Source organism: Vibrio sp. Vb0304 (genome assembly GCF_033338995.1).
GTDB lineage: Bacteria > Pseudomonadota > Gammaproteobacteria > Enterobacterales > Vibrionaceae > Vibrio > Vibrio alginolyticus.
On the sequence record NZ_JAWOTT010000007.1, the window covers coordinates 59,393 to 86,158 of the forward strand.

23 protein-coding genes are annotated in these 26,766 nt (G+C 45.4%); 20 read left to right on the forward strand and 3 right to left on the reverse strand.

Translation table 11 applies throughout. From position 1 onward, the window contains the following. Nucleotides 1–12: 12 nt before the first annotated feature. Nucleotides 13–1,098, forward strand: coding sequence for a chorismate synthase (gene aroC / locus R7P35_RS11385; RefSeq protein WP_033907375.1), 1,086 nt, complete (start codon nt 13–15; stop codon nt 1,096–1,098). A gap of 223 nt (nt 1,099–1,321) precedes the next feature. On the opposite strand, the gene R7P35_RS11390 is transcribed toward aroC, so the two are convergent. Then, on the reverse strand, nt 1,322–1,945 hold the full coding sequence (locus R7P35_RS11390; RefSeq protein ID WP_005380544.1) for a trimeric intracellular cation channel family protein: 624 nt from the start codon (nt 1,943–1,945) through the stop codon (nt 1,322–1,324). Nucleotides 1,946–2,277: 332 nt separating this feature from the next. On the opposite strand from R7P35_RS11390, the gene R7P35_RS11395 reads away from it, so the two are divergent. From R7P35_RS11395 to R7P35_RS11405, 3 genes are all read left to right on the forward strand, one after another. Continuing rightward, nucleotides 2,278–2,808 carry an elongation factor P hydroxylase gene (locus R7P35_RS11395; protein ID WP_005380546.1) on the forward strand — a complete coding sequence of 177 codons (531 nt, stop codon included), beginning with the start codon at nt 2,278–2,280 and terminating at the stop codon, nt 2,806–2,808. 25 nt (nt 2,809–2,833) lie between these two features. After that, on the forward strand, nt 2,834–3,097 hold the full coding sequence (locus R7P35_RS11400; protein WP_033907374.1) for a YfcL family protein: 264 nt from the start codon (nt 2,834–2,836) through the stop codon (nt 3,095–3,097). A 146-nt stretch (nt 3,098–3,243) separates the two neighbouring features. Beyond that, the gene (locus tag R7P35_RS11405) at nt 3,244–3,768 is read left to right on the forward strand and encodes an NADPH-dependent FMN reductase (protein ID WP_005380552.1); all 525 of its coding nucleotides are present in this window, start codon (nt 3,244–3,246) and stop codon (nt 3,766–3,768) included. A gap of 76 nt (nt 3,769–3,844) precedes the next feature. On the opposite strand, the gene mnmC is transcribed toward R7P35_RS11405, so the two are convergent. Next, nucleotides 3,845–5,863, reverse strand: a complete 2,019-nt coding sequence (gene mnmC, locus R7P35_RS11410) for a bifunctional tRNA (5-methylaminomethyl-2-thiouridine)(34)-methyltransferase MnmD/FAD-dependent 5-carboxymethylaminomethyl-2-thiouridine(34) oxidoreductase MnmC (protein WP_213904884.1) — start codon at nt 5,861–5,863, stop codon at nt 3,845–3,847. Between the two features lie 128 nt (nt 5,864–5,991). Between mnmC and fabB the strand changes: the two genes are divergently transcribed. The 10 genes from fabB (at nt 5,992) to purF (ending at nt 20,403) form a co-directional block, all read left to right on the forward strand. Then, nucleotides 5,992–7,203: a beta-ketoacyl-ACP synthase I gene (gene fabB / locus R7P35_RS11415; RefSeq protein WP_005380557.1), complete on the forward strand. Its 1,212-nt coding sequence runs from the start codon at nt 5,992–5,994 to the stop codon at nt 7,201–7,203. A gap of 340 nt (nt 7,204–7,543) precedes the next feature. Further along, nucleotides 7,544–8,677: a 4-phosphoerythronate dehydrogenase gene (locus R7P35_RS11420; protein ID WP_005380560.1), complete on the forward strand. Its 1,134-nt coding sequence runs from the start codon at nt 7,544–7,546 to the stop codon at nt 8,675–8,677. After that, nucleotides 8,674–9,687 carry an aspartate-semialdehyde dehydrogenase gene (locus tag R7P35_RS11425; protein WP_005380562.1) on the forward strand — a complete coding sequence of 338 codons (1,014 nt, stop codon included), beginning with the start codon at nt 8,674–8,676 and terminating at the stop codon, nt 9,685–9,687. Before R7P35_RS11420 ends, R7P35_RS11425 begins: the two co-directional genes overlap by 4 nt. 197 nt (nt 9,688–9,884) lie before the next feature. After that, the gene (locus R7P35_RS11430) at nt 9,885–14,321 is read left to right on the forward strand and encodes a FimV/HubP family polar landmark protein (RefSeq protein ID WP_213904883.1); all 4,437 of its coding nucleotides are present in this window, start codon (nt 9,885–9,887) and stop codon (nt 14,319–14,321) included. Between the two features lie 142 nt (nt 14,322–14,463). Beyond that, entirely contained in the window at nt 14,464–15,258 is a 795-nt protein-coding gene (truA, locus tag R7P35_RS11435) for a tRNA pseudouridine(38-40) synthase TruA (RefSeq protein WP_053304165.1), read from the forward strand. 197 nt (nt 15,259–15,455) lie between these two features. After that, on the forward strand, nt 15,456–16,382 hold the full coding sequence (gene accD, locus R7P35_RS11440) for an acetyl-CoA carboxylase, carboxyltransferase subunit beta (protein ID WP_005380583.1): 927 nt from the start codon (nt 15,456–15,458) through the stop codon (nt 16,380–16,382). Between the two features lie 46 nt (nt 16,383–16,428). Further along, nucleotides 16,429–17,691, forward strand: coding sequence for a bifunctional tetrahydrofolate synthase/dihydrofolate synthase (folC, locus tag R7P35_RS11445; protein ID WP_064354214.1), 1,263 nt, complete (start codon nt 16,429–16,431; stop codon nt 17,689–17,691). A 14-nt stretch (nt 17,692–17,705) separates the two neighbouring features. Next, the gene (locus R7P35_RS11450) at nt 17,706–18,299 is read left to right on the forward strand and encodes an SPOR domain-containing protein (RefSeq protein WP_005380588.1); all 594 of its coding nucleotides are present in this window, start codon (nt 17,706–17,708) and stop codon (nt 18,297–18,299) included. A gap of 61 nt (nt 18,300–18,360) precedes the next feature. Further along, a complete protein-coding gene (locus tag R7P35_RS11455) occupies nt 18,361–18,852 on the forward strand; it encodes a CvpA family protein (RefSeq protein ID WP_005380590.1) in 492 nt (163 codons plus the stop codon). A gap of 36 nt (nt 18,853–18,888) precedes the next feature. After that, nucleotides 18,889–20,403, forward strand: coding sequence for an amidophosphoribosyltransferase (gene purF / locus R7P35_RS11460; protein ID WP_005380592.1), 1,515 nt, complete (start codon nt 18,889–18,891; stop codon nt 20,401–20,403). A 66-nt stretch (nt 20,404–20,469) separates the two neighbouring features. On the opposite strand, the gene R7P35_RS11465 is transcribed toward purF, so the two are convergent. Further along, nucleotides 20,470–21,345, reverse strand: a complete 876-nt coding sequence (locus R7P35_RS11465; protein ID WP_005384959.1) for a LysR family transcriptional regulator — start codon at nt 21,343–21,345, stop codon at nt 20,470–20,472. 289 nt (nt 21,346–21,634) lie between these two features. Here R7P35_RS11465 and R7P35_RS11470 point away from each other — a divergent pair, with 289 nt between their 5' ends. The 6 genes from R7P35_RS11470 to R7P35_RS11495 all read left to right on the forward strand — a co-directional run bounded on the left by R7P35_RS11470 (nt 21,635) and on the right by R7P35_RS11495 (nt 26,751). Further along, complete coding sequence (locus tag R7P35_RS11470) at nt 21,635–22,741, forward strand: response regulator (RefSeq protein ID WP_005380606.1); 1,107 nt, start codon at nt 21,635–21,637, stop codon at nt 22,739–22,741. Nucleotides 22,742–22,964: 223 nt separating this feature from the next. Further along, nucleotides 22,965–23,096 (forward strand): hypothetical protein, encoded by a 132-nt coding sequence (locus R7P35_RS11475; protein ID WP_005380608.1) that lies wholly within the window; start codon nt 22,965–22,967, stop codon nt 23,094–23,096. Beyond that, nucleotides 23,077–23,517, forward strand: a complete 441-nt coding sequence (locus R7P35_RS11480) for a YbaN family protein (RefSeq protein WP_044129468.1) — start codon at nt 23,077–23,079, stop codon at nt 23,515–23,517. Before R7P35_RS11475 ends, R7P35_RS11480 begins: the two co-directional genes overlap by 20 nt. Before the next feature lie 162 nt (nt 23,518–23,679). Beyond that, the gene (gene apt / locus R7P35_RS11485; protein WP_005380615.1) at nt 23,680–24,225 is read left to right on the forward strand and encodes an adenine phosphoribosyltransferase; all 546 of its coding nucleotides are present in this window, start codon (nt 23,680–23,682) and stop codon (nt 24,223–24,225) included. Between the two features lie 8 nt (nt 24,226–24,233). Further along, nucleotides 24,234–26,339 carry a DNA polymerase III subunit gamma/tau gene (gene dnaX, locus R7P35_RS11490; RefSeq protein ID WP_025767187.1) on the forward strand — a complete coding sequence of 702 codons (2,106 nt, stop codon included), beginning with the start codon at nt 24,234–24,236 and terminating at the stop codon, nt 26,337–26,339. Nucleotides 26,340–26,421: 82 nt separating this feature from the next. Beyond that, the gene (locus R7P35_RS11495; RefSeq protein ID WP_005380618.1) at nt 26,422–26,751 is read left to right on the forward strand and encodes a YbaB/EbfC family nucleoid-associated protein; all 330 of its coding nucleotides are present in this window, start codon (nt 26,422–26,424) and stop codon (nt 26,749–26,751) included. Nucleotides 26,752–26,766 lie beyond the last annotated feature (15 nt).

A 26,766-nucleotide genomic window follows, 5' to 3' on the forward strand; every position in this document is an offset into this window, starting at 1 on the left:
CTTGAGGAAGTAATGGCAGGAAACAGTATCGGACAACATTTCCGAGTGACGACATTCGGGGAAAGTCACGGTATCGCACTGGGATGTATCGTAGACGGATGTCCTCCGGGGTTGGAAATTACAGAAGCAGATCTACAAATCGATCTCGACCGCCGTCGTCCAGGCACATCACGTTACACCACACAACGTCGTGAACCGGATGAAGTTAAAATTCTTTCTGGCGTTTTTGAAGGCAAAACCACGGGCACATCGATCGGTTTGCTAATTGAAAACACCGATCAGCGCTCAAAAGACTACTCTGACATCAAAGATAAGTTCAGACCGGGTCATGCTGATTACACTTACCACCAAAAATACGGCATCCGCGACTATCGCGGTGGCGGCCGTTCTTCAGCTCGTGAAACCGCAATGCGTGTGGCGGCTGGTGCAATCGCGAAGAAATACTTAAAAGATGAGTTTGGTGTTGAGATTCGTGCTTACTTGTCACAAATGGGTGATGTATCTATCGACAAGGTAGATTGGAGCGAAATCGAGAACAATGCATTCTTCTGCCCTGATGCTGACAAAGTAGAAGCGTTTGACCAACTTATCCGTGACCTGAAAAAAGAAGGCGACTCTATTGGCGCAAAAATCCAGGTTGTGGCAACTAACGTGCCTGTTGGTCTCGGGGAACCCGTATTTGACCGTCTGGATGCAGACATCGCGCACGCACTAATGAGCATCAACGCGGTGAAAGGCGTAGAAATCGGAGACGGTTTCGAGGTGGTAAACCAAAAAGGCAGTCAGCACCGTGATACGCTTGCTCCTGAAGGTTTTGGTAGTAATCATGCGGGTGGCATTCTTGGTGGTATCTCGACTGGTCAAGACATTGTCGCAAACATTGCGCTTAAGCCAACATCAAGTATCACTGTGCCGGGTGAGACCATCACAAAAGAAGGTGAACCAACTCAGTTGATCACCAAAGGTCGTCATGACCCATGTGTGGGTATTCGTGCTGTGCCTATCGCAGAAGCGATGCTGGCTATTGTGGTGATGGATCATTTACTACGCCACCGTGGTCAAAACCATGGCGTAACAACTGAAACACCGAAGATTTAAGAGCTTTGTGTCATTCCAGCGAGCTATAGCGAGACTAGGAATCTAATTTCAGCACGATGAAAAGAGAAAGAAACATCTCTGACAACAGAGTGCTCGGATAATAGATCCTGAATCATGCTCCTTCGTCGCTGTTCAGGATGACTGAATATAAAATTATGCCACTCACTGAATCGCGGGTGGCACAATTTTATCAGGCAACCTTTTTTGTTTAAGTAGTTTTTGCTTAATGAATCGAGCCTTCGGTTTCCAAATGGAAAGAAGGCAGACGCCACTTAAAGCGTACCGCAGCCATACGCAACATGTAACCAGTAACCAGTGTAATAATAGTGGCAGTGACATCGGGAACATTGAATTCTAATAGCGCTAAGTACATTCCTGATGCGATAAGAGCGACAGAAGCGTAAAGCTCTTCATGCAGTACCAATGGTGTTTGGCGACAGATTAAGTCGCGAAGTAGCCCACCGAATACACCAGTTACTAACGCTGAAACCATACAAATACCAGGGTGCAAGCCCATGCCCATCGCAATTTTTGTTCCGATGATACTAAACACGATTAAACCTAATGCATCGAGGCGAATGAACAGACCTTTCAGCTTAATCACCCATTTCGCTAAACCTGTTGTTAGCACACCTGCAACACACGTAATTGCAAGGAACTCTGGGTTTTTTACCCAACCAAGAGGGTAGTGGCCTAATAGAATGTCACGTACGGTGCCACCACCAATGGCCGTTGCGCTGGCCACCAACATAACACCAAACCAGTCCATCTTTCTTCTACCAGCACTTAACGCACCTGTCATGGCTTCTGCCGTGATACCAATGATATACAACACACTTAGCAACATAGGGAAACACTCAACGTAAAAAGTCACTACGTTCTACGAGAATCAGCGTAGGCGAAGTAACAACACTTACAAACGGTTCTATCTCTCTTAAAAAGTGATTAAAACCAGCAACATGCTTGTAATCAAACGGCTTAAAAATAGCGGTTTGAACGGCATCAAAATAAGGCGAGAGTGTAGTGGTAAATAAGTACGCTGACGAATGAGAAATTGTATGGAGAAAGCGACCTTCAGATAAATTCAACTAATAACCAAAAATGTGGGGGTGCCTTTACCTCATAACTAAAAACAGCGACAATATGCAGCGCATGTCAAACTGAAGTACAAACTCGACGATGACCCACGAATACCAAGACTTAATCACCATTTTTAATGACACCTTTTTAGAACAATTTAATACGAAATTAGAGTTAGGTGGTGATGAGCCTATTTATCTTCCTGCTGATGATGAACACCCTCATCATCGGATTATTTTTGCTCGGGGTTTTTACGCCTCTGCTTTACACGAGATCTCGCATTGGTGTGTGGCTGGTCCAGAGCGTCGTTTGCTGGAAGATTTTGGTTATTGGTATGAACCTGATGGGCGAACAGCAGAAGTTCAAGCGGAGTTTGAGAAAGTTGAAGTGCGACCTCAAGCTTATGAATGGATTCTGGCACAAAGCGCTGGCTTCCCTTTTACGGTGAGTTGTGACAATCTACACGGCGATTTTGAACCAGATAGGCTCGGCTTTATGAAAAAAGTGCATAAAGAAGTGCTAGGTATTTTGGACGTTGGCTTGCCTTTGCGAGTGAAAATGCTTTCTGATGCCCTGCGCGCATTTTATCAAACTAAGCCACTGGAAGCGTCGGACTTTTGCGTTAAATAACCACTAATAACCTCAGAGATACACCATGATTATTGAATTTGAAGAAAAATTACTGGAACTGATTGATGCTCGAATTGAAACAGCATCTGACGATGAATTGTTTGCTGGTGGTTATTTACGTGGTCACATCTCTTTATCCGCGGCGTCTTGTGAAGAAGAAGGGATTAGCGATATTGCTGAGCTGAAGTCACGCATTGAGAGCAGCTTAGAAGATTCGCGTACCGAGTTAAGCCCGGCCGATCGCGTGATTGTCAGTGATTTGTGGCAAGAGCTCCAGGCTCAGGCTTAATCCCTAAGCAGCGTTCTCCCTTTATTTAATCCTAGTCATTTACTACTTCGAAAAATTCGAACCTCTCAATAAAATTTTTGTGGTTGTAGCGAAACTGTTCAACTTTTATTCTGATCAGCATAAAACGTGAACAAAGGATTACAACCATGAAAATTGTCGCATTTGGTGCATCTACCAGCTCTACCTCAATCAACAAACTACTTGCTACATACGCAGCAAATCAAGTCGAAGGCGCTCAAGTGAATGTTCTAGACTTAAACGATTATCAAGCGCCAATGTTTAGCGAGGACAAAGAGAAAGAAATAGGTCAAGCTGAAGGGGCTGTCGCGTTTTTACGTGACTTGGCGGAGGCTGACGCTCTCGTTGTTTCCTTCGCAGAGCATAACGGTTCGTACCCAGCGGCTTATAAAAACTTGTTCGATTGGGCGACGCGCATTGAGCGTAATGTATTTCAAAACAAACCTGTCGTTTATTTAGCAACTTCCCCAGGTCCCGGTGGTGCACAAAGTGTTCTTGCGGCGGCGACAGGTTCTGCTCAATTTTTTGGCGCGGATGTAAAGGCATCGTTATCTGTGCCGAGCTTCTACGAAAATTTTGACGTGGAATCGGGTAAGGTTGTAAACCCAGAAGTGGCAGAGCAAGTGAAACAGGCAGTTGCACTGCTGAAGTAATCTCAGTACGAGCAACTTAGTGAGTTAGCGATTCCCGACACGTATCTGTGTCGGGAATTAAAACGAGAGAATACTCTTACAGCTCGGTAATGGCTTTGCCTTTTCTTAGTTTACGAACCCACATTCGACTTGGGTGAAGTTCGGTCAATACATCAACCGGTAATGGCAGCGGGTCCCCACAGATCTGGGAGGCCAACACTTCAGCTAATAATGGTGCAGAGCTCAGTCCACGAGATCCTAAACCTAAGAAGCAGAATAGGTTAGGGTACTGATGAATGGTTTCTACCTCTTCTGCTTTTTGATTTTGTAAGTTGGCGTATTGCGTTTTGATCGTCTCAAAGTCACCCACATTCCCGACAAATGGTAAGTGATCTCGGCTAACACAACGAATACCTTGGCGAGATTGATTATCAGTGATATCTACCTCTTTTGCCCATGTTTGATTTGGTACACATTTCACTAGCTTTTCCGCATTATCTTTTTGGGCGTTTTCATCAAATTCGTAGTCAAGGTGACTGCGGTCGTAGCTTGCACCGATACACAAGTGTTGATTACTTGGGTTAACAGGAGTCATGTAACCGTCGTAACACAACACCGTTTTCAGCTGACTCAGCGTTTCGGTTGCTGGCGCATGACTGACTTGTCCTTTCACCTGCCCCATTGGGAGGGAAGCGGTTTGACTCAATGTCTGGAACTCATGGCCGTTCGCAATCACAACCGTTGAGTGCTCAAATGTTTGACCACTCGCCGTTAGTAGCCAGAGCAGACGCTTTTCATCCCAATCTAATGCCTCAACATGGTGTTCAAACTTCGTTGAGAGTAACGACGTCTGCTCCAATTGTTTAATTAACCCACGAGTTAACTCGGCAGGGCACAGCCACCCTCCCATTGGGTAGTGCACAGATGCCATATCAATAGGTAACCCGATAGTGTTCGCAGTCTCCTCGGCGGACAGCTTGTGAATGAGCTCTGGTGTGAAGTTACCCGTAAGTATTTTCTCCAGTTTGTCTGTGGATTTGTCGTCCCACATCAACTGAGTCACGCCACACCAGTCATGATCAAAATCGATCTCTTGTGCTGCTTGTTCAACAAACTGACGTGCGAACAAAAATGCAGGAGCAAACACTCGTGAAACACCCGTGTGCGGGCCATTAAGCAGTGGATAAACGGCTCCTTGTCGATTGCCTGAAGCTCCTTCGGCTGGTTGAGTGTCTTTGCAGTAAAGCGTGACGTTTTGGCCACGACGAACCAACGTTTTCGCTAACGCCGCGCTGGCTATACCACCACCAATGATGGCAATCGAATCAAGATTGCTAGATGCTGTGCGATTGAACCAAGGGAGATGGTTCGACTGCTTTTCACGTTGCTCCATAGAGCCGGCGATCATTTCTCGCTTAGTGCCGAAACCTTTCACCTTTTTCATTGTAAAGCCAGCTTCGTTCAAACCACGACGTACAAAGCCTGCTGCGGTAAACGTGGCAACTGTACAATCTTGCTTGGCTAGCTTTGCCATGTTGTTGAACAGGCCTTGGTTCCACATCTCTGGGTTTTTGCTTGGCGCGAATCCATCTAAGAACCAAGCATCAATCAAACCTTGTTCGTTGTATGGGACTTGCGGCATGCAGTCTTTAATGTCACCAAACCAAAGGTCGAGTGTGATTGCGCCGTCTTCTAAAACAATGCGATGACACTCCGGCACAGCGGCAGGGTAGTGCTTTTGTAACTTTTCCGCGTATTCAGCTAGCTCAGGCCAAGCTTCATGCGCCTTCTTTAAATCGGCTTTGCTTAATGGGTATTTTTCAAAGCTAATAAAATGCAGCTCTTTCAATGTTGCGTCCGGATGCTGACGACGAAACTCACGAAACCACTGGCATACTGCTAAGAAGTTTAATCCCGTGCCAAATCCTGTTTCACCAATGACAAAACGTCTTTGGTCAAATTCCTGCCATCTTTCTGGGAGATGATTTTGTTTTAAGAAAACGTAGCGTGTCTCTTCAAGACCGTTTACGTTAGAGAAGTAAACATCATCAAATTGGTCTGAAACCGGAGTACCAGCTTCGTTCCAACCAAGTTCTGCGTTTTTTATTGAAGTCATAATGGTGCAAATTTGTGATTTGGCGCGGTAAGAATGGGGCGATTGTACGAATTTATGGGAAAGCTGACCACTTTTGTTGACTATCTTAGTTATCATCTAGCGGATTTTTGAATTATAGGAATGTCATAATGAAACGAGTCGTAATCACCGGTATGGGTATTGTTTCAAGTATCGGTAACAACGTCGAAGAAGTTCTAGCGTCTCTTAAAGCGGGCAAATCTGGCATCACTGCATCTGAGCAGTTCAAAGAACACGGTCTTCGTTCGCAAGTATGGGGTGACCTAAAAATCAACCCGGCGGAACACATCGACCGTAAGCAGATGCGCTTTATGGGTGATGCGGCTGCTTATGCATACCTATCAATGGAGCAAGCAATCGCAGACGCTGGTCTTACAGAAGAACAGGTTTCAAACGATCGTACCGGTATCGTTGCAGGTTCTGGCGGTGCTTCTGCATACAATCAAACGGTAGCGACAGACACGATGCGTGCAAAAGGCGTAAAGCGAGTTGGTCCTTACATGGTTCCTCGTACAATGTCTTCTACTGTTTCTGCCTGTCTTGCTACGCCATTTAAGATTCGTGGCGTGAACTACTCAATGAGCTCTGCATGTGCAACATCTGCACACTGTATCGGTCATGCTATGGAGCTTATTCAACTAGGCAAACAAGATATTGTTTTTGCTGGTGGCGGCGAAGAGCTAGATTGGTCTCAAACTATGATGTTTGATGCGATGGGCGCACTGTCAACCAAATACAATGACACGCCAGACAAAGCATCTCGTACATACGATGCAGACCGTGACGGTTTTGTTATCTCGGGCGGCGGCGGCATGCTGGTTATTGAAGAACTAGAGCACGCACTGGCACGTGGTGCGAAAATCTACGGTGAAATCGTAGGTTACGGTGCGACATCAGATGGCTACGACATGGTAGCGCCATCAGGTGAAGGCGCAATTCGTTGTATGAAGATGGCGATGCAAGACGTTGATGGTGTGGATTACATCAACACGCACGGCACATCGACACCAGTTGGTGACGTGAAAGAGCTTGGTGCTATCCAACAATTGTTTGGTGAGAACAGCCCTGCAATCTCTGCAACAAAAGCAATGACTGGCCACGCACTCGGCGCAGCGGGCGTGCACGAAGCAATTTACTCAACACTTATGCTAGACAAAAACTTCATTGCTCCAAGCATCAATATTTCAAACTTGGACGAAGCAGCACAAGGTCTGGACATCGTGACAGAAGCACGTGATGCAGAGCTAACGACCGTAATGTCAAACAGCTTTGGCTTTGGCGGCACAAACGCAACTTTGGTTATTAAAAAGTACCAAGGTTAACTGAATTTGTTGGCGCCTTGCGAGAGTACTGTAAACGCCAACAATCCAGTTTCCAGAGCTTGATCAGTCACACTGATCGAACAGACGCAGACTCTATCCCATGGAGAGCGGGATAGGATCCTTTTGTTCTGGAACTTTGCCCGGCTATTTAGCCGGGCTTTTTCTTTTCTCTGTTTCTGCTTTTCTCTAGGCTTCCCGTCAATCGATTCTATAGGAGTTACCTCCTTGAGGTTTATTGGTGTTATATCTTGAGATTTTTCGGGAAAAGGGCACAATCGCTTTAGTTTCGCATCTTGCGAATAAACGAACTCTTACAAATGGATGTTAGAACGCTGGCGCTATGAAAATTATTGTTGATGAAAATATGCCGTATGCTGAAGAACTATTCAGCCAACTCGGTAACGTAATTCTAAAACCAGGTCGTACACTGACCGCCGATGATTTAGTGGATGTTGATGCCCTAATGATTCGCTCAGTCACCAAAGTGAATGCTGACCTGATCAGCAAAGCAAACAAGCTGAAGTTTGTTGGTACGGCCACGGCAGGCATGGATCATGTTGACCAAGCACTCTTAAAAGAGAAAGGCATTTTCTTCACTGCGGCGCCAGGGTGTAACAAAGTGGGTGTGGCGGAATACGCGTTCAGCGTGATGATGGTGCTCGCTCAGCAACAAGGTTTCTCGGTATTTGACAAGACGGTAGGTATTATTGGTGCAGGCCAAGTAGGTAGCTACCTAGAGAAATGTTTGAAAGGCATGGGTATTAAAGTTCTCATCAATGACCCATTCAAACAAGAGGCTGGTGATCCTCGTAGCTTTACTCCGTTGACAGAACTGATTGAAAGCTCAGACATCATTACACTACATACGCCAATCACCAAAGATGGCCCATACCCAACGCATCATTTGATTGATGAGAAGGTATTAAATGGTCTCCGCAGCGATCAAATTTTGATTAACGCGGCTCGAGGTCCCATCGTTGACAACGCTGCTTTGAAGCAACGTCTTTTGAAAAATGATGGCTTTACAGCGGCACTCGACGTATTTGAATTTGAACCAGAGGTTGATATGGAGCTTCTGCCTCTGCTAGCATTCGCAACCCCTCACGTTGCAGGCTACGGCTTGGAAGGGAAAGCTCGCGGTACAACGATGATTTTCAACAGCTACTGTGAGTTCTTAAATAACGAATTACGTGCGCATGCCAGCGATTTACTGCCAACCGCGCCTGTTCCTACTATGGTATTGGACAGAGCTTGGGACGAAGCAACACTGCATAACATCACGCAGTTAATCTATGATGTGCGTAGAGATGACGCTCTTTTCCGCCGTGAAATCAGTAAGCCAGGCGCTTTTGACCTGATGCGTAAAAACTACTGGGATCGCCGTGAATACAGCGCTGTCACGCTAGTGGGTAACAAAACATGTAACCTTGCTCCATTAGCAGAACTAGGTTTTCAGATTGAGGTAAGTCAATGAGCCAGCAATATAATGTTGCCATTTTAGGTGCGACCGGTGCGGTCGGTGAAACAATTTTGGATGTGCTTCAAGAGCGCAAATTCCCAGTAGGCGAAATCTTCCTACTCGCGAGTGAGCGCAGCGAAGGCAAGACTTACCGCTTCAATGGTAAAACGGTACGCGTTCAAAACGTAGAAGAGTTTGATTGGTCTCAAGCGCATATCGCACTGTTTTCTGCTGGTGGTGAGCTATCAGCCAAGTGGGCTCCAATTGCCGCTGATGAAGGCGTGATTGTTATCGACAATACATCACACTTCCGTTACGAGTACGACATTCCTCTTGTTGTGCCAGAAGTAAACCCAGAAGCGATTGCAGAGTTTCGTAACCGTAACATCATTGCGAACCCGAACTGTTCAACCATCCAAATGCTGGTGGCACTAAAACCAATTCACGATGCGGTGGGTATTGAGCGTATTAACGTATCAACTTACCAATCGGTGTCTGGTGCAGGCAAAGCGGGTATCGATGAGCTAGCAGGTCAAACGGCGAAGCTGCTAAACGGTCTGCCTGCAGACAAGAAGCAATTCTCTCAACAGATCGCGTTTAACTGTATTCCACAAATCGATCAAATGATGGAAAACGGCTACACCAAAGAAGAAATGAAAATGGTGTGGGAAACACAGAAGATCTTTAACGATCCATCAATCACAGTCAATCCAACGTGTGTACGTGTTCCTGTATTCTACGGTCACGCAGAAGCACTTCACATTGAGACTCGTTCACCTATCGATGCACAAGAAGTCGTTAACTTGCTTGAACAAACTGACGGTATCGAAGTGTTCCACGGTGAAGACTTCCCTACACAAGTTCGCGATGCGGGCGGTAAAGACCATGTAATGGTTGGCCGTATCCGTAACGATATCAGCCATCATAGCGGAGTAAACCTGTGGGTTGTTGCTGATAACGTGCGTAAAGGCGCGGCAACTAACGCGGTGCAAATCGCAGAAGTTCTGATCCGCGATTACTACTAAGTCGTTTACAATTCATTTCAAAGCCTCGCACAGTGCGAGGCTTTTTTGTACGAACGAAACAAAATAGTGTGAGATTAGTACGAATATGGCGAGAGCCACACATTTTTTATTCTCAACGCTATAGTTTTGCATGCGATATCCGATATATTTAACCGATCACCATTTCAAATTGTATTTAGCACAAAACTGAGCCTTCTATGCGTCAAAATTATAAGCGTTTGTTAGCAGCCCTTGTGTTGATGAGCGCGACTCAGACATCATCAGTGGTTCAAGCCGAAGGAATTCGTCTTGTTGGACCGTCTGGTGAAGTGCAATCATCTCCGAGCTATGCTGAAGATATTGAGCGAGCATTACCTGCTCCTCCTGCGAATACTCAACCGTCACGTTTCTTTGGTCCGACTGGTGAAAATCAAACACTATGGTCGATCGCTTCAGAATTACGACCTTCACGCGGTGTTACCGTTCAACAAACGCTTCTTGCCATTTACCGAATTAACCCTCAAGCGTTTGAGAACCAAAACATTCATGAATTGATCCCAGGGAGTCGGCTACGAGTACCTTCTCTAGAGCAAGTGCAAAGCGCGACCACAGCGCAAGCTGTTGCGATTATGAAGGCGCATGAAGCTAAGTTAAAACAGCCGAAGCCGACAAATAGAGCGACGCCAGCACAACGAGTCACCGAGCAACCAAAGCCACAAATTAAAGTAGAACCCAAGCCTGCGGCTAAGCCAGAGACAGTGGCTGCAACGGAGCCAAAACCAACTCCGAAAACAATACCCGTCATCCCTGCGCCACCAGTAACCACCTCTCCGCAGGGAGAAAAGCAGGTCAGTGCGCTAAAGGACAAACTTCAAGGCTCACAAAGTGAATTAGAGTCATTAGAAGAGAAGAACCATCGTCTTCGATTGATGCTGTCAGAAGTGCAAAGCGAAGTCGAAACTTTGAAAAGCGAACTGAATGACGAAGAACGCATTCGCTCAGAAGTCGAGAAACTGCTTGCTGAAGAGCGCCAGCGCCTTGCTGAACAACAACGCATGCAACCAAGCACCATGGACAAAATTTTGTCGAATGGTTGGCTTGTTGGTCTTGCGGCATTAATTCCTGGTGCTTTGCTCGCCTTGCTAGTCGTTATGCTGCTTGGTCGACGCTCTAAAGCGAGAGAAGAAGCGGCTGCACAGGAACAGCAAAACGTTGATCCTCTTGCGGCGCCAATCGGTTTAGCGGCGGCGGATGAGCTGGATGAAGAGCTCACGCTTGATGATGAATTGTTTGCAGATGAAGATATCAACACACAGTCTTTACAAGAAGAGAAGTCAGATTTAGAAGAAGACGTCTTTGCTAACCTCGACGATGAAGAACTTGATTTCAATCTGGAAGGGGACGATGACCCATTTGCAGATATTGGCGATGACGGTGACCTAGATGTTGGTCTGGATGAGTTTGAGTCATCGAACAATGGTATCCAAGTCAACGGCGAAGAAAAAGCGCTTGGTTTAGAAGAAATGGAGCGAGCCTTAGATGAGGTTGCTCCAGAACTAGAAGTGCTCGATGACGATGAGTCTGGCTTCGATCTTTCGGATGATGCGAATGAGAAATCAGACTCGCTTTCAGACGATGCATTTGCCGAGTTACTTGCAGCCGATGAGCCGTCAGAAGAGTTACCAAGTGACACTGTCGACCAGGATATGCTTGATGACTTGTTTGCTGAACTTGGCAACGATGACTTCGATTTAGATACTGATGAGCCTGAGTTAAAACAGCCCGTTTCGGATGATGACTTTAGTGTAGGAGAGGCATCTGACGACGATATCGATAAGCTATTGGCCCAGTATGAACAACCGGCTAGTGAATCGGAAGTTCGAGAAGCTGACGCCAATGAAGGTCCTGTTCTAGATGAAAACAGTACAGAGCTACTCGATGAACTCATTGATTTTGATGAAGATGACACAGACGAGTTTGATCCACTAAACGAGCTAGAAGCAATCTCTGGTTTTGAAGGTGATGACTCGATCGAAGAGTTAGACGCAGATAGCACAGACTTACTGGATGAACTCATTGATGATGTTACCTCTGAACTTGATGAAGAGACTGAAGCTGATTTAGATCCGTTTGATGATCTGATTCGAGAGGACGAGAGCCCAGAGCAGAATAAATCGGAAGAGGAAGAGTTACTGAAATCACTTGGTTTTGGTGAGTCAGACGCCGGCGAAAAGCCATCTTCCGTAGTTGAGTCAGAACAAACTCATGAAGATCCGGATATTGAGTCTGGGTTGGACATCGACGCTTTATTAAGTGAAAGCCAACCAGACACGCAACAAGCTGCAGAAGAGCAACCATTAACCGAGCCAGAAGCTGCTTCAGAGCCATTTAGCAGCGATGAATTTCTTGGTGATTTAGAGGACCTCTCACCAGAGAATGATCCTTTAATGAGCGAGCTAGACGACCTATTTGAGTCAGACAGTGAAGAACTTCTGCCAACAGAACAAGAAAAAGCGGATTTTTCTGCTGAACTTGACGCTCTATTTGATAGTGAAGATGACTTACCGCAGCAAGTTGAAAAAACACAAGCTGAGATAGAGGAAGCTTCATCACTACAACAAGAGGCTACCGATACTGATTCAACACAAGAACCATCCGTGGAGTCCGATGCTGAGGTACAGCCTCACGTTGAGCAAGAGGAAGACATTCCAGCCTTCACACCGACACCAAATACAATAGAAAATGAATTCGGTGTTCCACAAGAAGAAGATTGGCTACTGGATGAACCTGAATTGGAGCCGGAAACTGAGTCGACCAACGATTCAGAAGAAGAATTCAATTTTGATGAGCTAGATCTTCCAGAATTCAGCGAAGAAGATGCTCTAGCATCTATGGCTGGCGAACCTGCGTTAGAAACGTCCGAGTCCGTTGAACCAGAACAAATTGAAGCCGACTTGCCAGCTGAGTCCGAAGAAGAGTTCAATTTTGACGAGCTGGATCTTCCTGAGTTTAGTGAAGAAGACGCATTGGTGTCTATGTCGGATGAGCCGGAGTTAGAAACGTCCGAGTCTGTTAAACCAGAGCAAGTCGAAGCTGACTTACCAGCTGAGTCCGAAGAAGAGTTCAATTTTGATGAGCTGGATCTTCCAGAATTCAGTGAAGAAGACGCATTGGCGTCTATGACGGATGAGCCGGAGTTAGAAACGTCCGAGTCCGTTGAGCCAGAACAGGTTGAAGCCGACTTGCCAACTGAGTCCGAAGAAGAATTCAATTTTGATGAGCTAGATCTTCCAGAATTCAGCGAAGAAGATGCTCTAGCATCTATGGCTGGCGAACCTGCGTTAGAAATGTCCGAGTCCGTTGAGCCAGAACAGGTTGAAGCCGACTTGCCAGCTGAATCAGAAGATGAATTCAATTTTGATGAGCTCGATTTGCCAGAGTTCAGTGAAGAAGATGCACTGGCGTCTATGGCTGGCGAACCTGCGTTAGAAACGTCCGAGTCCGTTAAGCCAGAACAAGTTGAAGCCGACTTGCCAACTGAGTCCGAAGAAGAGTTCAATTTTGATGAGCTCGATTTGCCAGAGTTCAGTGAAGAAGATGCACTGGCGTCTATGGCTGGCGGACCTGCGTTAGAAACGTCCGAGTCCGTTGAGCCAGAACAGGTTGAAGCCGACTTGCCAGCTGAGTCCGAAGAAGAGTTCAATTTTGATGAGCTCGATTTGCCAGAGTTCAGCGAAGAAGATGCCTTGGCGTCGATGGAAGAAGAGCCAGAATTACCGAGCTCTGAGACTGCAGATATAGAACCAATCTCCGGTGAGGATGAAGAGTTAAGTTTTGACGACCAAGATCTTCCAGAGTTCAATGAGGAAGATGTTCTCGCGTCAATGAACGAGGGTGCGCCAGAGAGCCCTAAGGTTGAAGCAGAGACATCGAGACCAGCTATTCAAGCCGATAACGATCATGATGCTTTGTTTGAAGTATTTGCGCAGCAAAACGGCTTTGATACTGACCCAGAAGTGCAGTCAACAGCGACAGAGGGTGAGCCGCTCAGTAATTTGGATGATGAATCATCAATGGCTAACCTTCTTGCGGAAGACGCAAACTCAGAAGTATTTGAAGGTAAACTAGACAGTGACACCATCGCAAGTGCAGGTATGGATTTTGAAACCATGCTTGATGTTGGAGATGATTGGGATGGCTTTAAACCCGCTGCTGATAACGTAAGTTCTACTGAAGAAGTGCCTGAGGACCAGCGTGATGTTTGGAATTCGAGTGATGCACTAAGTCAGCCAGAGATCGCGCAAGAAAACTGGGCAGAGCAAAGCGACTTGGATGACTTCGACCCGAAGAAAAATCAATTTATGACGATTGATGAATTGATGGCTCAGGTCGACAGAGAAGGAGGTGAGTTCGAAGAAGAAGACCTTAAGCTCGATGTCGGATTGAACGAGTTTCCAGATGTTATCGGCGAGATCGGCGATATTGACGTAGATAGCAATGCTGAAGCTGCTGGGAAACTGGATTTGGCTAAAATCTATCTCGAGATGAACGATTCTCAAGGGGCGATTAAACTACTAGAAGAGGCGATTGTTTACGGTGAGGATGATATTCGCCGCGAAGCAAAAAGCCTGATTGATGCAATTAATGGCCGATAAACTGAAACAAAAGGGTAGCGTTTGCTACCCTTTTTGTGTCCCGTTAGTATGATGCTACCTTTATATCACCCTTGGTGAAACTGGCAACTTGAGGTGACTTGAGTATATACTTCCCGCCCCATTTTAGAGTTCGAAGGTTAAGATGAGAATCGCATTAGGTATCGAGTACAACGGTACAAACTACTTTGGTTGGCAGCGCCAAAGAGAAGTGAAAAGTGTCCAAGAAGAGCTAGAGAAAGCATTGTCCGTCGTCGCTAATCACCCAGTTGAAGTTCAGTGTGCTGGTCGGACAGACGCAGGCGTGCATGGCACGGGACAAGTTGTGCACTTTGATACCAACGTTACTCGAAAAATGGTAGCTTGGACCATGGGCGCAAACGCGAACATGCCAAGCGATATAGCGGTTCGTTGGGCTAAGGAAGTTTCAGATGATTTCCATGCAAGATTCTCAGCGACAGCGCGCCGTTATCGTTACATTATTTTCAATCATGCTTTACGTCCAGGCATCTTAAACTCGGGGGTTAGTCACTATCATGGTGAGCTCGACGAGAAAAAAATGCATGAAGCAGGGCAGTTCCTACTCGGCGAAAATGATTTTACGTCGTTTCGCGCGGCGCATTGTCAGTCTCGCAGTCCATTTCGAAACTTGATGCATCTGAACGTTACGCGCCATGGAAACTATGTGGTTATTGATATTAAAGCCAATGCGTTCGTGCATCATATGGTTCGTAATATCACGGGTAGCTTGATAAAAGTTGGACGTGGCGAAGAGAGTCCTGAATGGATCAAGTGGTTATTAGACGCCAAAGATCGCAAACTAGCGGGTGCGACAGCGAAAGCGGAAGGTCTGTACCTGGTAGATGTAGACTACCCAGAAGAGTTTGGGTTACCTGAAGTGCCGATCGGTCCACTGTTTTTACCAGATAATTTGAACTAATTTTACAAACTTATTTCAAAATATCGGTAGTGTTTACATTGAATGTGAACGGAAAACATACGCTATTTACGATATCAAAAATAGGTACAACCAGTTTTTTATCTACAGTAGCTGCAAGATATGGTTTAATCCGTCGGTATTATGTCGAATTTATATCTTTCGCAATGAAGCGGAAGAGTTGAGAGAAAAGGTCTTCCATGAGTTGGCTTGAAAAGATTTTAGAGAAAAGCAATCTAGTAAGTTCACGCAAAGCTTCTATCCCAGAAGGTGTGTGGACTAAATGTACCTCTTGTGAACAGGTTTTATACCATGCTGAACTAGAGCGTAACTTAGAAGTTTGTCCAAAGTGTAACCATCACATGCGTATGAAAGCGCGTCGTCGTTTGGAAACATTTTTAGATGAAGGTAATCGAGTTGAATTAGGTTCTGAACTTGAGCCACAGGATAAACTGAAATTTAAAGATTCTAAGCGATACAAAGAGCGTATCTCTGCTGCACAAAAAAACAGCGGCGAGAAAGATGCGCTAGTTGTTATGCAGGGTGAATTGCTTGGTCTGCCGCTTGTGGCGTGTGCGTTTGAATTCTCCTTTATGGGTGGTTCAATGGGTTCAGTCGTTGGTGCTCGCTTTGTGAAAGCCGTAGATGCAGCCATTGAAAATAACTGTGCGCTTGTTTGTTTCTCAGCAAGTGGTGGTGCTCGTATGCAAGAGGCATTAATGTCTCTTATGCAAATGGCAAAAACCAGTGCTGCGCTTGAGCGTTTATCAGAAAAAGGTCTGCCGTTTATTTCGGTTCTAACTGACCCTACAATGGGTGGTGTATCAGCAAGTTTGGCTATGTTGGGTGATATCAACATCGGTGAACCTAAGGCCCTGATTGGCTTTGCTGGTCGTCGTGTAATCGAGCAAACAGTGCGTGAAGATCTTCCTGAAGGTTTCCAGCGTAGTGAGTTCCTACTTGATCACGGTGCTATTGATATGATCGTTGACCGTCGTGAAATGCGTCAGCGTGTGGGTGGTCTTATCGCTAAGATGACTAACCACAAGTCTCCTTTGGTGGTTTCGGTTAACGAATCTCCAAATGAAGAGCCATATTCTGTACCAGAAGCGGACGAAAAAGGGTAAAGTATCAACTAACATAAAAACCAAAGAATTTAATGGTTAAAGTTAGATGACCCAAAACCCAATTCCTCAAGCCACATCTTCATTAGAGATGTGGCTTGATTATTTAGCAAATATTCATTCCTCAGCAATTGATCTAGGCTTAGACCGTGTCCAAGCGGTAGCAAACAAAGCCAATCTTACCAAACCAGCTCCAACCGTAATCACCGTTGCCGGAACCAATGGCAAAGGCTCAACGTGTGCGTTAATGGAAGCCATTTTACTTGATGCTGGCTATTCAGTCGGTGTTTATAGTTCTCCGCACCTGATTCGTTACAACGAGCGTGTACGCATTAATGGCGTTGACGTTGTAGATGCCAAGCACTGTAAAGCATTCGATTATGTAGAAAAGCAGCGTGGTGATGTTAGCCTTAGCCTCTTTGAATTCGGTACGCTTGCTGCGCTACGTATTTTCCAAGTAGAGAAAGTTGACGTTGTCTTACTTGAAGTAGGACTTGGCGGCCGTCTAGACGCCACTAACGTTGTTGACCATGATGTTTCTGTTATTACGAGCTTAGCGATCGATCATGTGGATTGGCTTGGTGATGACATCAATGTTATTGGTTTTGAAAAAGCGGGCATTTACCGTTCAGGGAAGCCAGCAATTTGTGGTCAACCGACGCCACCAGCGACCGTGGCGGCTCATGCTGACGATATTGGTTCTGAGTTCTTCCAAGTAGGTATTCAGTACGATTACCAACTAACTGATAATGGTTGGAAATGGAGCAGTGGGGCATTTGAGTTAGAGGATTTACCAATCCCATCGCTACCATTACAAAATGCAGCCACTGCACTGATGGCACTAGGGGCTTCGGAATTGCAAATCACTGACATAAATATTGTCAATGGCTTGAATAATGCTCGTTTGGCGGGGCGTATGCAAGTACTGCATCACGAACCTGAAATAGTCCTTGATGTCGCTCATAACCCGCACTCTGCTGAGTATTTGGTAGAAAGAGTGAAGCAACAATATCTGGGTAAGAATATCCATATTGTGGTTGCAATGCTGCATGACAAGGACATTAAAGCAACCATTGAAGCTCTAACTCCAGTTGCAACACAATGGTATCCAGCGTCGCTTACTGGACCGAGAGCGGCGACCGCTGATGAATTGTGCCAATACTTACCTGATGGGCAAGTTCATTTTGAAAACCCTGTTGACGCCTTCGAGAGTGCGAGAAGCCACGCAAAGACAGGAGACGTTATTCTGGTGGTTGGCTCATTCCATACCGTCGGAGAGGTATTGGAACATTGGCAATCAAATAATAAATAAGTAAAGGTATTTTGATGGCAAGTAAATTCCAAAGTCGTTTAGTCGGCACCATCATTCTAGTCGCAGTCGGAGTCATTGTTCTTCCCGATGTGCTAGATGGTAAGAAACTGCACTACAAAGAAGAATTTGCCAGTATTCCTATCAAACCAGAACTTGATAGTGATGTGGAAAACTTCGAAATATTAGAGCCAGTGGAAGACGACATTACGTTACCGGATTCTCCGGTTGAAGCTGTAGTGCAAGAACGTGAGGATGCTCAAGTAGCCGTTTCTGAGCCCGAGCCAGTGCCAACATCTAAACCTGAGGTCATCAAACAACCAGAGCAAGTTGAGGTCGTCACTCGTCCTGTTCAAGAGAAAAATCAATATGAAGATTCAGCTTGGATCATTCAGTTGATGGCACTTAAGAATCACGAAAATGCTGTCGCGCTTGTCGCGGATTTGCAAAAGCGTGGTTATCAAGCTCACACAAAGAAAGAAAACGAGTTTACGAGAGTGATTGTTGGCCCTGATGTGTCAAAAAGTAAACTTGAACGACAAGTTCAAGAATTACAAAAAATTACAGGTTCAAAAGGTCAATTGCTTAAATTTAAGCCATTAAATCCATAAGAAAACGTTTGCGTCAGCATTTTTTCTGTTAAAATGCGCGCCAACTTAAGATGAAGAAAAGATGAATTGGATAGATTTTATCATTTTAGGTGTGATCGGATTTTCAGCTCTGATCAGTTTAGTTCGCGGTTTTGCTAAAGAAGCTTTGTCTTTGGTGATTTGGTTCGGAGCGTTTTTTATCTCCAGTAATTACTATGCCAAATTAGCGGTGTACTTCACCAACATCGAAGATGATATGTTTCGTAACGGAGCGGCGATTGCGGCGTTATTTGTCGCAACCTTGGTAGTTGGTGCAGTGGTGAATTACGTCATTGGTCAACTGGTACAAAAAACAGGGCTATCAGGTACGGACCGAATTCTCGGGATTGTATTTGGTGGTCTACGCGGAGTCTTAATTGTTTCTGCGGTGCTGTTTTTTATGGATGCGTTTACTGCATTCCCAAGCTCGGATTGGTGGAAAGATTCACAGTTGATCCCTGAGTTCAGCCGTATCATCGCCCCATTCTTCGAGCATTTACAAGCAACATCAAGTTTTCTGTCTGGCACTATCTAGTAGTGCCAGCTACTGTCGCAAATCGAGGATTAGGACATGTGTGGTATTGTTGGAATCGTGGGCACAACGCCTGTAAACCAGTCTATTTATGACGCGTTAACGGTGTTACAGCATCGTGGCCAAGATGCCGCTGGTATTTGTACCATAGAAAGCAATCGTTTTCGTCTGCGTAAGGCGAACGGTTTAGTCAAGGATGTATTTGAAGCAAGACACATGCAACGCCTGCAAGGCGAGGTCGGAATTGGTCATGTTCGTTACCCTACAGCAGGCAGTTCAAGCGCTTCAGAAGCTCAACCTTTCTACGTAAACTCTCCTTTCGGTATTACACTTGCCCACAACGGTAACTTGACTAACGCTAACGAAGTTCGTCAGAAGCTGTTTGAAAAAGATCGCCGTCATATCAATACCACTTCAGACTCTGAAGTATTACTAAATGTACTGGCGCACGAAATTGACTCAGTAAAAGGAAATGTCACGACCGAAGACGTATTCCGCGCAGTCACCAATGTTCATCGCACAATTCGCGGTGCTTATGCTGTGACCGCCATGATCATTGGTCATGGTATGATTGCATTTCGTGACCCACACGGTATTCGCCCGCTCTGTTTAGGTAAGCGTGAAGTTAACGGCAGAGCAGAGTACATGGTTGCGTCTGAATCGGTGGCATTGGATGCGGTCGGTTTTGATTTCGTCCGTGATGTTGCACCTGGTGAAGCGATTTACGCAACGTTTGACGGTGAGCTTTACACGAAGCAGTGTGCAGATAATCCTAAGCTGAACCCTTGTATTTTCGAGTTCGTGTACTTTGCTCGTCCAGATTCGTTCATCGATAAAATTTCGGTATACAGTGCTCGCGTTGAAATGGGTAAAAAGCTGGGCGAACGTATTCGTGAAGATTATGCAAACCTTGATATCGATGTTGTCATTCCTATCCCTGAAACGTCTTGCGACATTGCACTGCAAATCGCTCAAGCGATCGATATCCCTTATCGCCAGGGTTTCGTGAAAAACCGTTATGTTGGACGTACGTTTATCATGCCTGGCCAGCAACAACGTAAGAAATCAGTACGTCGCAAGTTGAATGCTATTCGTTCGGAATTCAAAGGCAAGAATGTGTTGCTGGTGGATGACTCTATTGTTCGAGGTACAACGTCAGAGCAGATTATTGAGATGGCTCGTGATTCTGGTGCCAAGAAAGTGTACATGGTCTCAGCGGCTCCTGAAGTTCGTTTCCCGAACGTATACGGCATTGATATGCCAAGTGCTACAGAGCTTATTGCCCATGGCCGTGACAACGATACAATTTGTAAGCAGATTGGTGCCGATGCGCTTATTTATCAACGTCTAGAAGATTTGGTAGAGGCTGTAGGTCTTGGAAACCAAGACATTACTCAGTTCGATACTTCCGTGTTTAACGGCGAATACGTAACGGGTGATATCGACCAACAATACCTAGATTTCTTAGATGGTCTTCGTAATGATGATGCGAAAACACAACTTGAAATCCAACAGGATTTAGCAAACCTAGAGCTTCATAACGAAGGCGCATAGGATGCGCTTTCTTAAGTCGTAAAAAAACCAGAGCTTCGGCTCTGGTTTTTTGTTTTCGCTATCTAGTTAGTGAATGTTATAAGCGATCACAAAGTCAATAAAGAGGCGAACTTTCTCTGGCAGGTGGTCTTTGTGGTTGTAAAGCATATAAATGTCGCGCGGGTTTGCACTCCAATCTGGCAGTACGCGTACCAAATCGCCGCTCTCGATGTACTCTTTGATCATTACATCTGGCATTAGTGTGATGCCTAAACCTTCGGAACAAGCGCTGCGCACCACATTGAGCGCGTTTGCTTGAAAACGACCACGATCAACATTCACCACAGACTCGCCTTTGCTATTAATCAAGGTCCACTTAATAAGTGGGTACCCTTTTAGCAATGAATGGTTAGATAGCTCTTCTGCATGGTGTGGCGCAGGATTCGAGGTTAGATAGTCAGGGCTTGCAACGAGAATATCCTTCACTTCGCCAATCTTACGCGCGATGAGGCTAGAGTCGCGTTGCGGTCCCACTCGAAAAATTACATCCCATTCAGTAGGGTCAAGCTTGTCCGCATTATTCTCTGTCGTTAGCTCAATGTTGATGTCCGGGTACTGCTTCATAAAGCTGTTGAACATCGGCATCATCATTCGTTTAGTTAAGTTGTAAGGCGCGGATATCTTAATCTTGCCGGATGCTCCTCGGCAGTCGTCAGTGATTTCCTCTGCTGCGGTTGTTAGCCTTTGTAGTAAAGGAGAGCACTCATGGTAAAAACGTTCCCCTGCTTCAGTGAGCGAGAGTTTGCGAGCATGACGGTTCAATAGTCGAAGATTGACAGAGTCTTCTAGCGCTTGAATGCGTCGGGTGATGGTCGCAACCGGGATCATGGTTTTTCGCGAAGTTGCGGTGTAGCTCCCATTTTCGACAACCAGTCGAAACAGGTTTAAGTCATCTAATTTCATATTTCCAGACACATTAAATTACCGATTACGGTTAATTTATAATTAACTTTGTGATCAAAGCTTGCTTTAAGTCAACATGTTGCATCATTTGAACACAGCAACCCTGTTTGAGTAAATACTGTTATACGCCGTAATATTTGTATTAATGCAGTTTCCGAGCTAAGTTTTATAACAAGGCGAAGCGGCCTCAGGTCTTGCTGTGACACGTTTTGCTGGAAGTAAACACAACAAAAATAATGACTTAATAATAAATCTGTTTTTTTGACTGAGCTTTGTGAGGGATAAAGGTATGTTTAAGACTCACAGTCAAACGGCAATGGTCTCGGCACAGGAAGTGATTAATCAAAAACTAATAATGTTGGTGGACGATGATCCAATATTTCGTAAAGTAACCAATGCCTATTTAGAAAGTCAGGGTTTTAAAGTAGTAGAAGCAGAAAACGGCCTAGAAGCGCTTCAACAACTCAGGGAATGCCAACCCGATCTTATCTTATGTGATTTATCGATGCCGGTCTTAGATGGTATCGAGTTCGTCGAAGAAGTTAGTCTCGAATACCCATATATGCCGCTTATCGTGGTATCAGGCACGGATGAAATGTCCGATGTCGCGAAAGCGTTGCGATTTGGTATTAAAGATTTTCTTCCTAAACCGATAGGTAATTATGAGCACCTATCTCAGGCGATAGAGAATACGCTAGAAGATACCGATAGCCACTTCTCAGAACAACGTGACTTTTCAAGTCAGTGGTTCAGGGTTGATGATGGTGGTGAAATCCCGGATGAACAAGAGCTGTATTGGCATCTGGAATATTTGCAACAGAATCCGAGTGCGGCAAGAGATTTACTGCAAGCTCTATTGCCAGAGAAGGATGCTGCTCAGGGAGATTGGCGCTGCTCGTACCGTTTATTGCAATCGACGGATGTGATGCCCTTGGTTTTCGATTATCGTTGGTTAATGAATGGTCAATTTGCGTTTTATCTCGTTGATTCTGCTTCCCAAGCTAATGATGGAGTTGCGACGACATTGCTCGTTAGGGCATTGTTTGACGATTATCTCCGTAACTTGAAAAGTTTCAGTGCTGATCTCAAGGACATGGTAGGGATCATTGAAAAAGGAATTGAGTGTTCGGAGTGTGCGGGTGCAGTCAATGCTGTGTTTGGTGTCGCCGACCTCGCTTCATCCTCGGTCTCTATATTGCCTGCGGGTTTAGATAGCCATTGGTCTGACGGAAATACGAATCAACACATCGCAGCAGGTAACCGTTTAGGGGGAGGAAGTATGAAAAACTTCATCACCCGCGATTTACCGCTTAGTGTTGCAGGACAGTTGTCTATCGGGTGTTTAGGTTCTTCAAGTTTTAGTTTAAGTATTACCCGGAAATCCCGACTAGTATAATTATGACTTGCAAACCAATAAGCAGCGTCCTTACGCTGCTTATTATCTTTTTAGAACCACCAAAACAACATACGTTTAGTTCAATAACCTTACTTTTTACTGGTGTTTAGATTTGGCTGTTTAATGTATAGTCAGCGCTTAAAACAATAATGACCCATTTGTGCAACGATAATTTAACGCTGTGCCTTGGGAGAAGCAAAGTCAACTAGTGAGAAGACACATCATGGCAGACAAAGATTTTAAAGAGCCTTATAATATTTTTTACTTTTTAGGTTTTATTGCAGTTCTTTTGATCCCAACACTTCCTGCAACGCTAACCTGGCTTCGTGTAATGAATGGTTACGCAGGCTTTTAATCCTAGCTATTTTGTACCGGAGTTCACCATTCGTATTAAGCGTTACTTTTTCAATACTGTTGGTGGACTCTGTATTGTGCTCGGCATAGCCGGCATAGCCCTTCCACTTTTACCCACCACACCTTTTATTTTGCTTGCTAGCGCATGTTTTATGCGTGGTAGCCCCGCATTTCATCAATGGTTACATAACCACAAAACGTTTGGACCCATTCTCGACAATTGGCATAAGCATCGGGCTGTTACTTCAAAAGTAAAAAAGCGTGGTGCGATTTTTATTGCGCTTAGTTTCATGGTTTCAATCGTTGTTGTCCCCCTCGTTTGGGTAAAAATTGGTCTTTTAGTGATGCTAATCGTTTTACTCAGCTGGTTTATGCGTCTGCCTGTGATTGAGTTGGTTGCTGACCGAGAAGAAAATCACTAAGATTGTAGAGAATAGTGTGCCCGCTCTTCGAGTGGGCGTTTGTATTTTCAGCGCCTGTGACTTTTACGAAAATAAGCACATAGTGGTGAAAACCTATTGTTCGTTGCCCTCGTGATACTGCGATTAGAGAGGGCGATGAGCCAATCTAAGTAAATCGGTATTATGACTACAGAAACAATTTCACTGATCAAATCTAGCATCAAAAGCATCCAAGACTACCCAAAGCCAGGCATTCTATTTCGTGATGTGACGAGCCTTCTTGAAGACGCGAAAGCATACCAAGCAACGATCAACTTACTTGTTGAACGTTACAAAGATATGGGCTTTACCAAGGTTGTGGGTACGGAAGCTCGTGGCTTTCTATTTGGCGCGCCTTTAGCGCTTGAGCTAGGTGTTGGTTTTGTACCAGTGCGTAAACCAGGCAAGCTACCACGCCCTACTGTTGCTCAATCTTATGAGCTTGAATACGGCGTTGATACACTAGAAATCCATACAGATGCCATCGTTGAAGGCGACAAAGTACTGGTTGTCGACGATTTATTGGCAACGGGCGGTACTATTGAAGCGACGACTAAGCTGATTCGCCAACTGGGTGGTGAAGTTGAGCACGCTGCGTTCGTTATCAACCTACCAGAAATCGGTGGCGATAAACGTTTAGAAGCACTAGGTCTAAACGTGTACAGCATCTGCGATTTTGAAGGACATTAATACATTCAATGAGTTATTTAGCTTTAGCGCGAAAATGGCGTCCTAATCAGTTTGACCAAGTTGTCGGACAAAAACATGTCCTGACGGCGTTGGAAAACGCACTGGCGCAAAACCGTTTACACCATGCTTATCTGTTCAGCGGGACTCGTGGTGTGGGTAAAACGAGTATCGGTAGGCTGTTTGCCAAAGGCTTGAACTGCGAAACCGGCATTACCGCGACACCTTGTGGTAAGTGTGATACTTGTCGTGAAATTGATGAAGGTCGCTTTGTCGATCTTCTTGAAATCGACGCAGCATCACGTACTAAAGTTGAAGACACTCGTGAACTGTTAGACAACGTTCAATACAAACCTGCTCGTGGACGTTTTAAAGTGTACCTCATCGATGAGGTGCACATGCTATCGCGTCACTCTTTCAATGCGTTGTTGAAAACCCTGGAAGAGCCGCCAGAGTATGTGAAGTTCTTACTCGCGACAACCGATCCACAAAAGCTGCCTGTTACTATATTGTCGCGTTGTCTACAGTTCCATCTCAAACCGATCAGCGTTGATGATATTCATCAGCAACTTGACTACATTTTGGGTCAAGAGCAAGTATCGGCAGAACCAAAAGCACTGGGTATGATTTCACATGCTGCAGATGGCAGTATGCGTGATGCTCTCAGCTTGACCGATCAAGCAATTGCTTTAGGTAACGGTGCGGTGCAAACCGATATTGTCAGCCACATGTTGGGGACGATTGATACCGACCAAGCGATTCACTTACTAGAGTCAATCAGCAGCAAGCAACCTCAACCAGCCATGGATAAAATCCAGCAATTAGCAGCAAATGGTGTTGAGTGGGATGGTTTGTTGCAGCAAGTCGCAACACAGCTTCATCGAATTGCGATGTATCAAGCGCTGCCAGCGTCGCTAGACCGAGCGCAGCCAGATGCAGAAAAAATCGAGTTGTTGAGTAAAGCTCTAAGCCCGCAAGACGTTCAGCTTTACTATCAAATTGCATTGAAAGGTCGTGAAGATTTGACCCTCTCGCCAAATGGGCGAGTCGGTCTGGAAATGATTGTGCTGCGTATGATGGCGTTCCGCCCATCAAGTAACAGTGGGGCAAATGTTGTTTCCAGTAACTGCGAATCAGCTTCAGCCCCAGTTCAAAGTGCCAGTCAATCAAAGACTGTACCAGCTCAGACAGTAGCAGCTCCTCGAGCTCAGCAGCCGAGTCCAGCACAAAGCTCACCACAAGTGGCGCCTCAACCTTCATCCAATTCACAACCTGAATATCACGCGAGTGGATATGAGAGGGTTCCGCCACAGTATGATATGGCGCCGCCGATGAGCGAAAACCCTGCACCGCAGCATGAAACGCCACCTCAACAAGTGCAAGAGAGCGTTTCAACATCGGCGCGCGGTGGTCTAAGCGGTTTACGTCACCAATTACGTTCTCAGCGTCAAGGCCTACAACAGAACACTCCTCAAAATGGTGGCTCAAAAAAGCCTAAAGCGGCATCTGCACAACCAGAATCGGTTATCGACCGAGTAGCGCAATTGCATGGCAATTCCGCGCAGGTGTCGCCAAACTCAGCTCCGAAGTCGACGGAGCCACAAGTTGAGGAAGCGTATCGCTGGCGTCCAAGCAAGCCTGTTGAGACAAAAGTAAATACAAAACTGACACCTACGCAGCTCAAGCAGGCACTTGAGCATGAGAAAACGCCTGAAATGGCACAAAAGCTCATCGATGAGTCATTAGAACATAATGAATGGGCGAAGCTAATCAGCTTAATGGAGATCCCTAAGCTGGTAGAGCAACTTGCGCTAAACTCTCATTATAGTAAGGAAGGAACAACCGTTTCGTTACTATTGAGAAGCAGCCAAGCTCATTTGAATACTGATAGAGCTCAAGCCGAATTGCTCAAAGCACTTAATACCGTGTTAGGTGAAGAGTGCCACATGAGCATCGAAATAGGGGAGAGTGGAGAAACACCACTTGAACTGAGAGATAGGCTCTACCAAGAGAAATTACAGCAAGCGCTGAACAGTTTAGAAAACGATCCAAATGTTCAATTTATTGAACGTCGTTTTGCTGCAGAGCTTGATAAAGATAGTGTGCGCCCTATCTAATAATCGAATGGAATGGGGTTGAAAACCCAAAGGTATAACCCCATTAATTGATGCAACACCTCATTAAACCAGAGAGATAAACATGTTTGGTAAAGGCGGTATGGGCAACCTAATGAAGCAAGCCCAGCAAATGCAAGATCGCATGCAAAAGCTTCAAGAAGAAATCGCGAATATGGAAGTAACTGGCGAGTCTGGTGCTGGCCTAGTTAAAGTTACTATCACTGGTAGTCACAGCGTACGTCGTGTTGACATCGATGAAAGTTTGATGGAAGACGACAAAGAAATGCTTGAAGATCTGATCGCTGCGGCGTTCAACGATGCAGCCCGTCGTGTTGAAGAAACTCAAAAAGAAAAAATGGCTTCTGTAACTGGCGGTATGCAACTACCACCAGGCATGAAAATGCCATTCTAATCTGCTGATATTTAA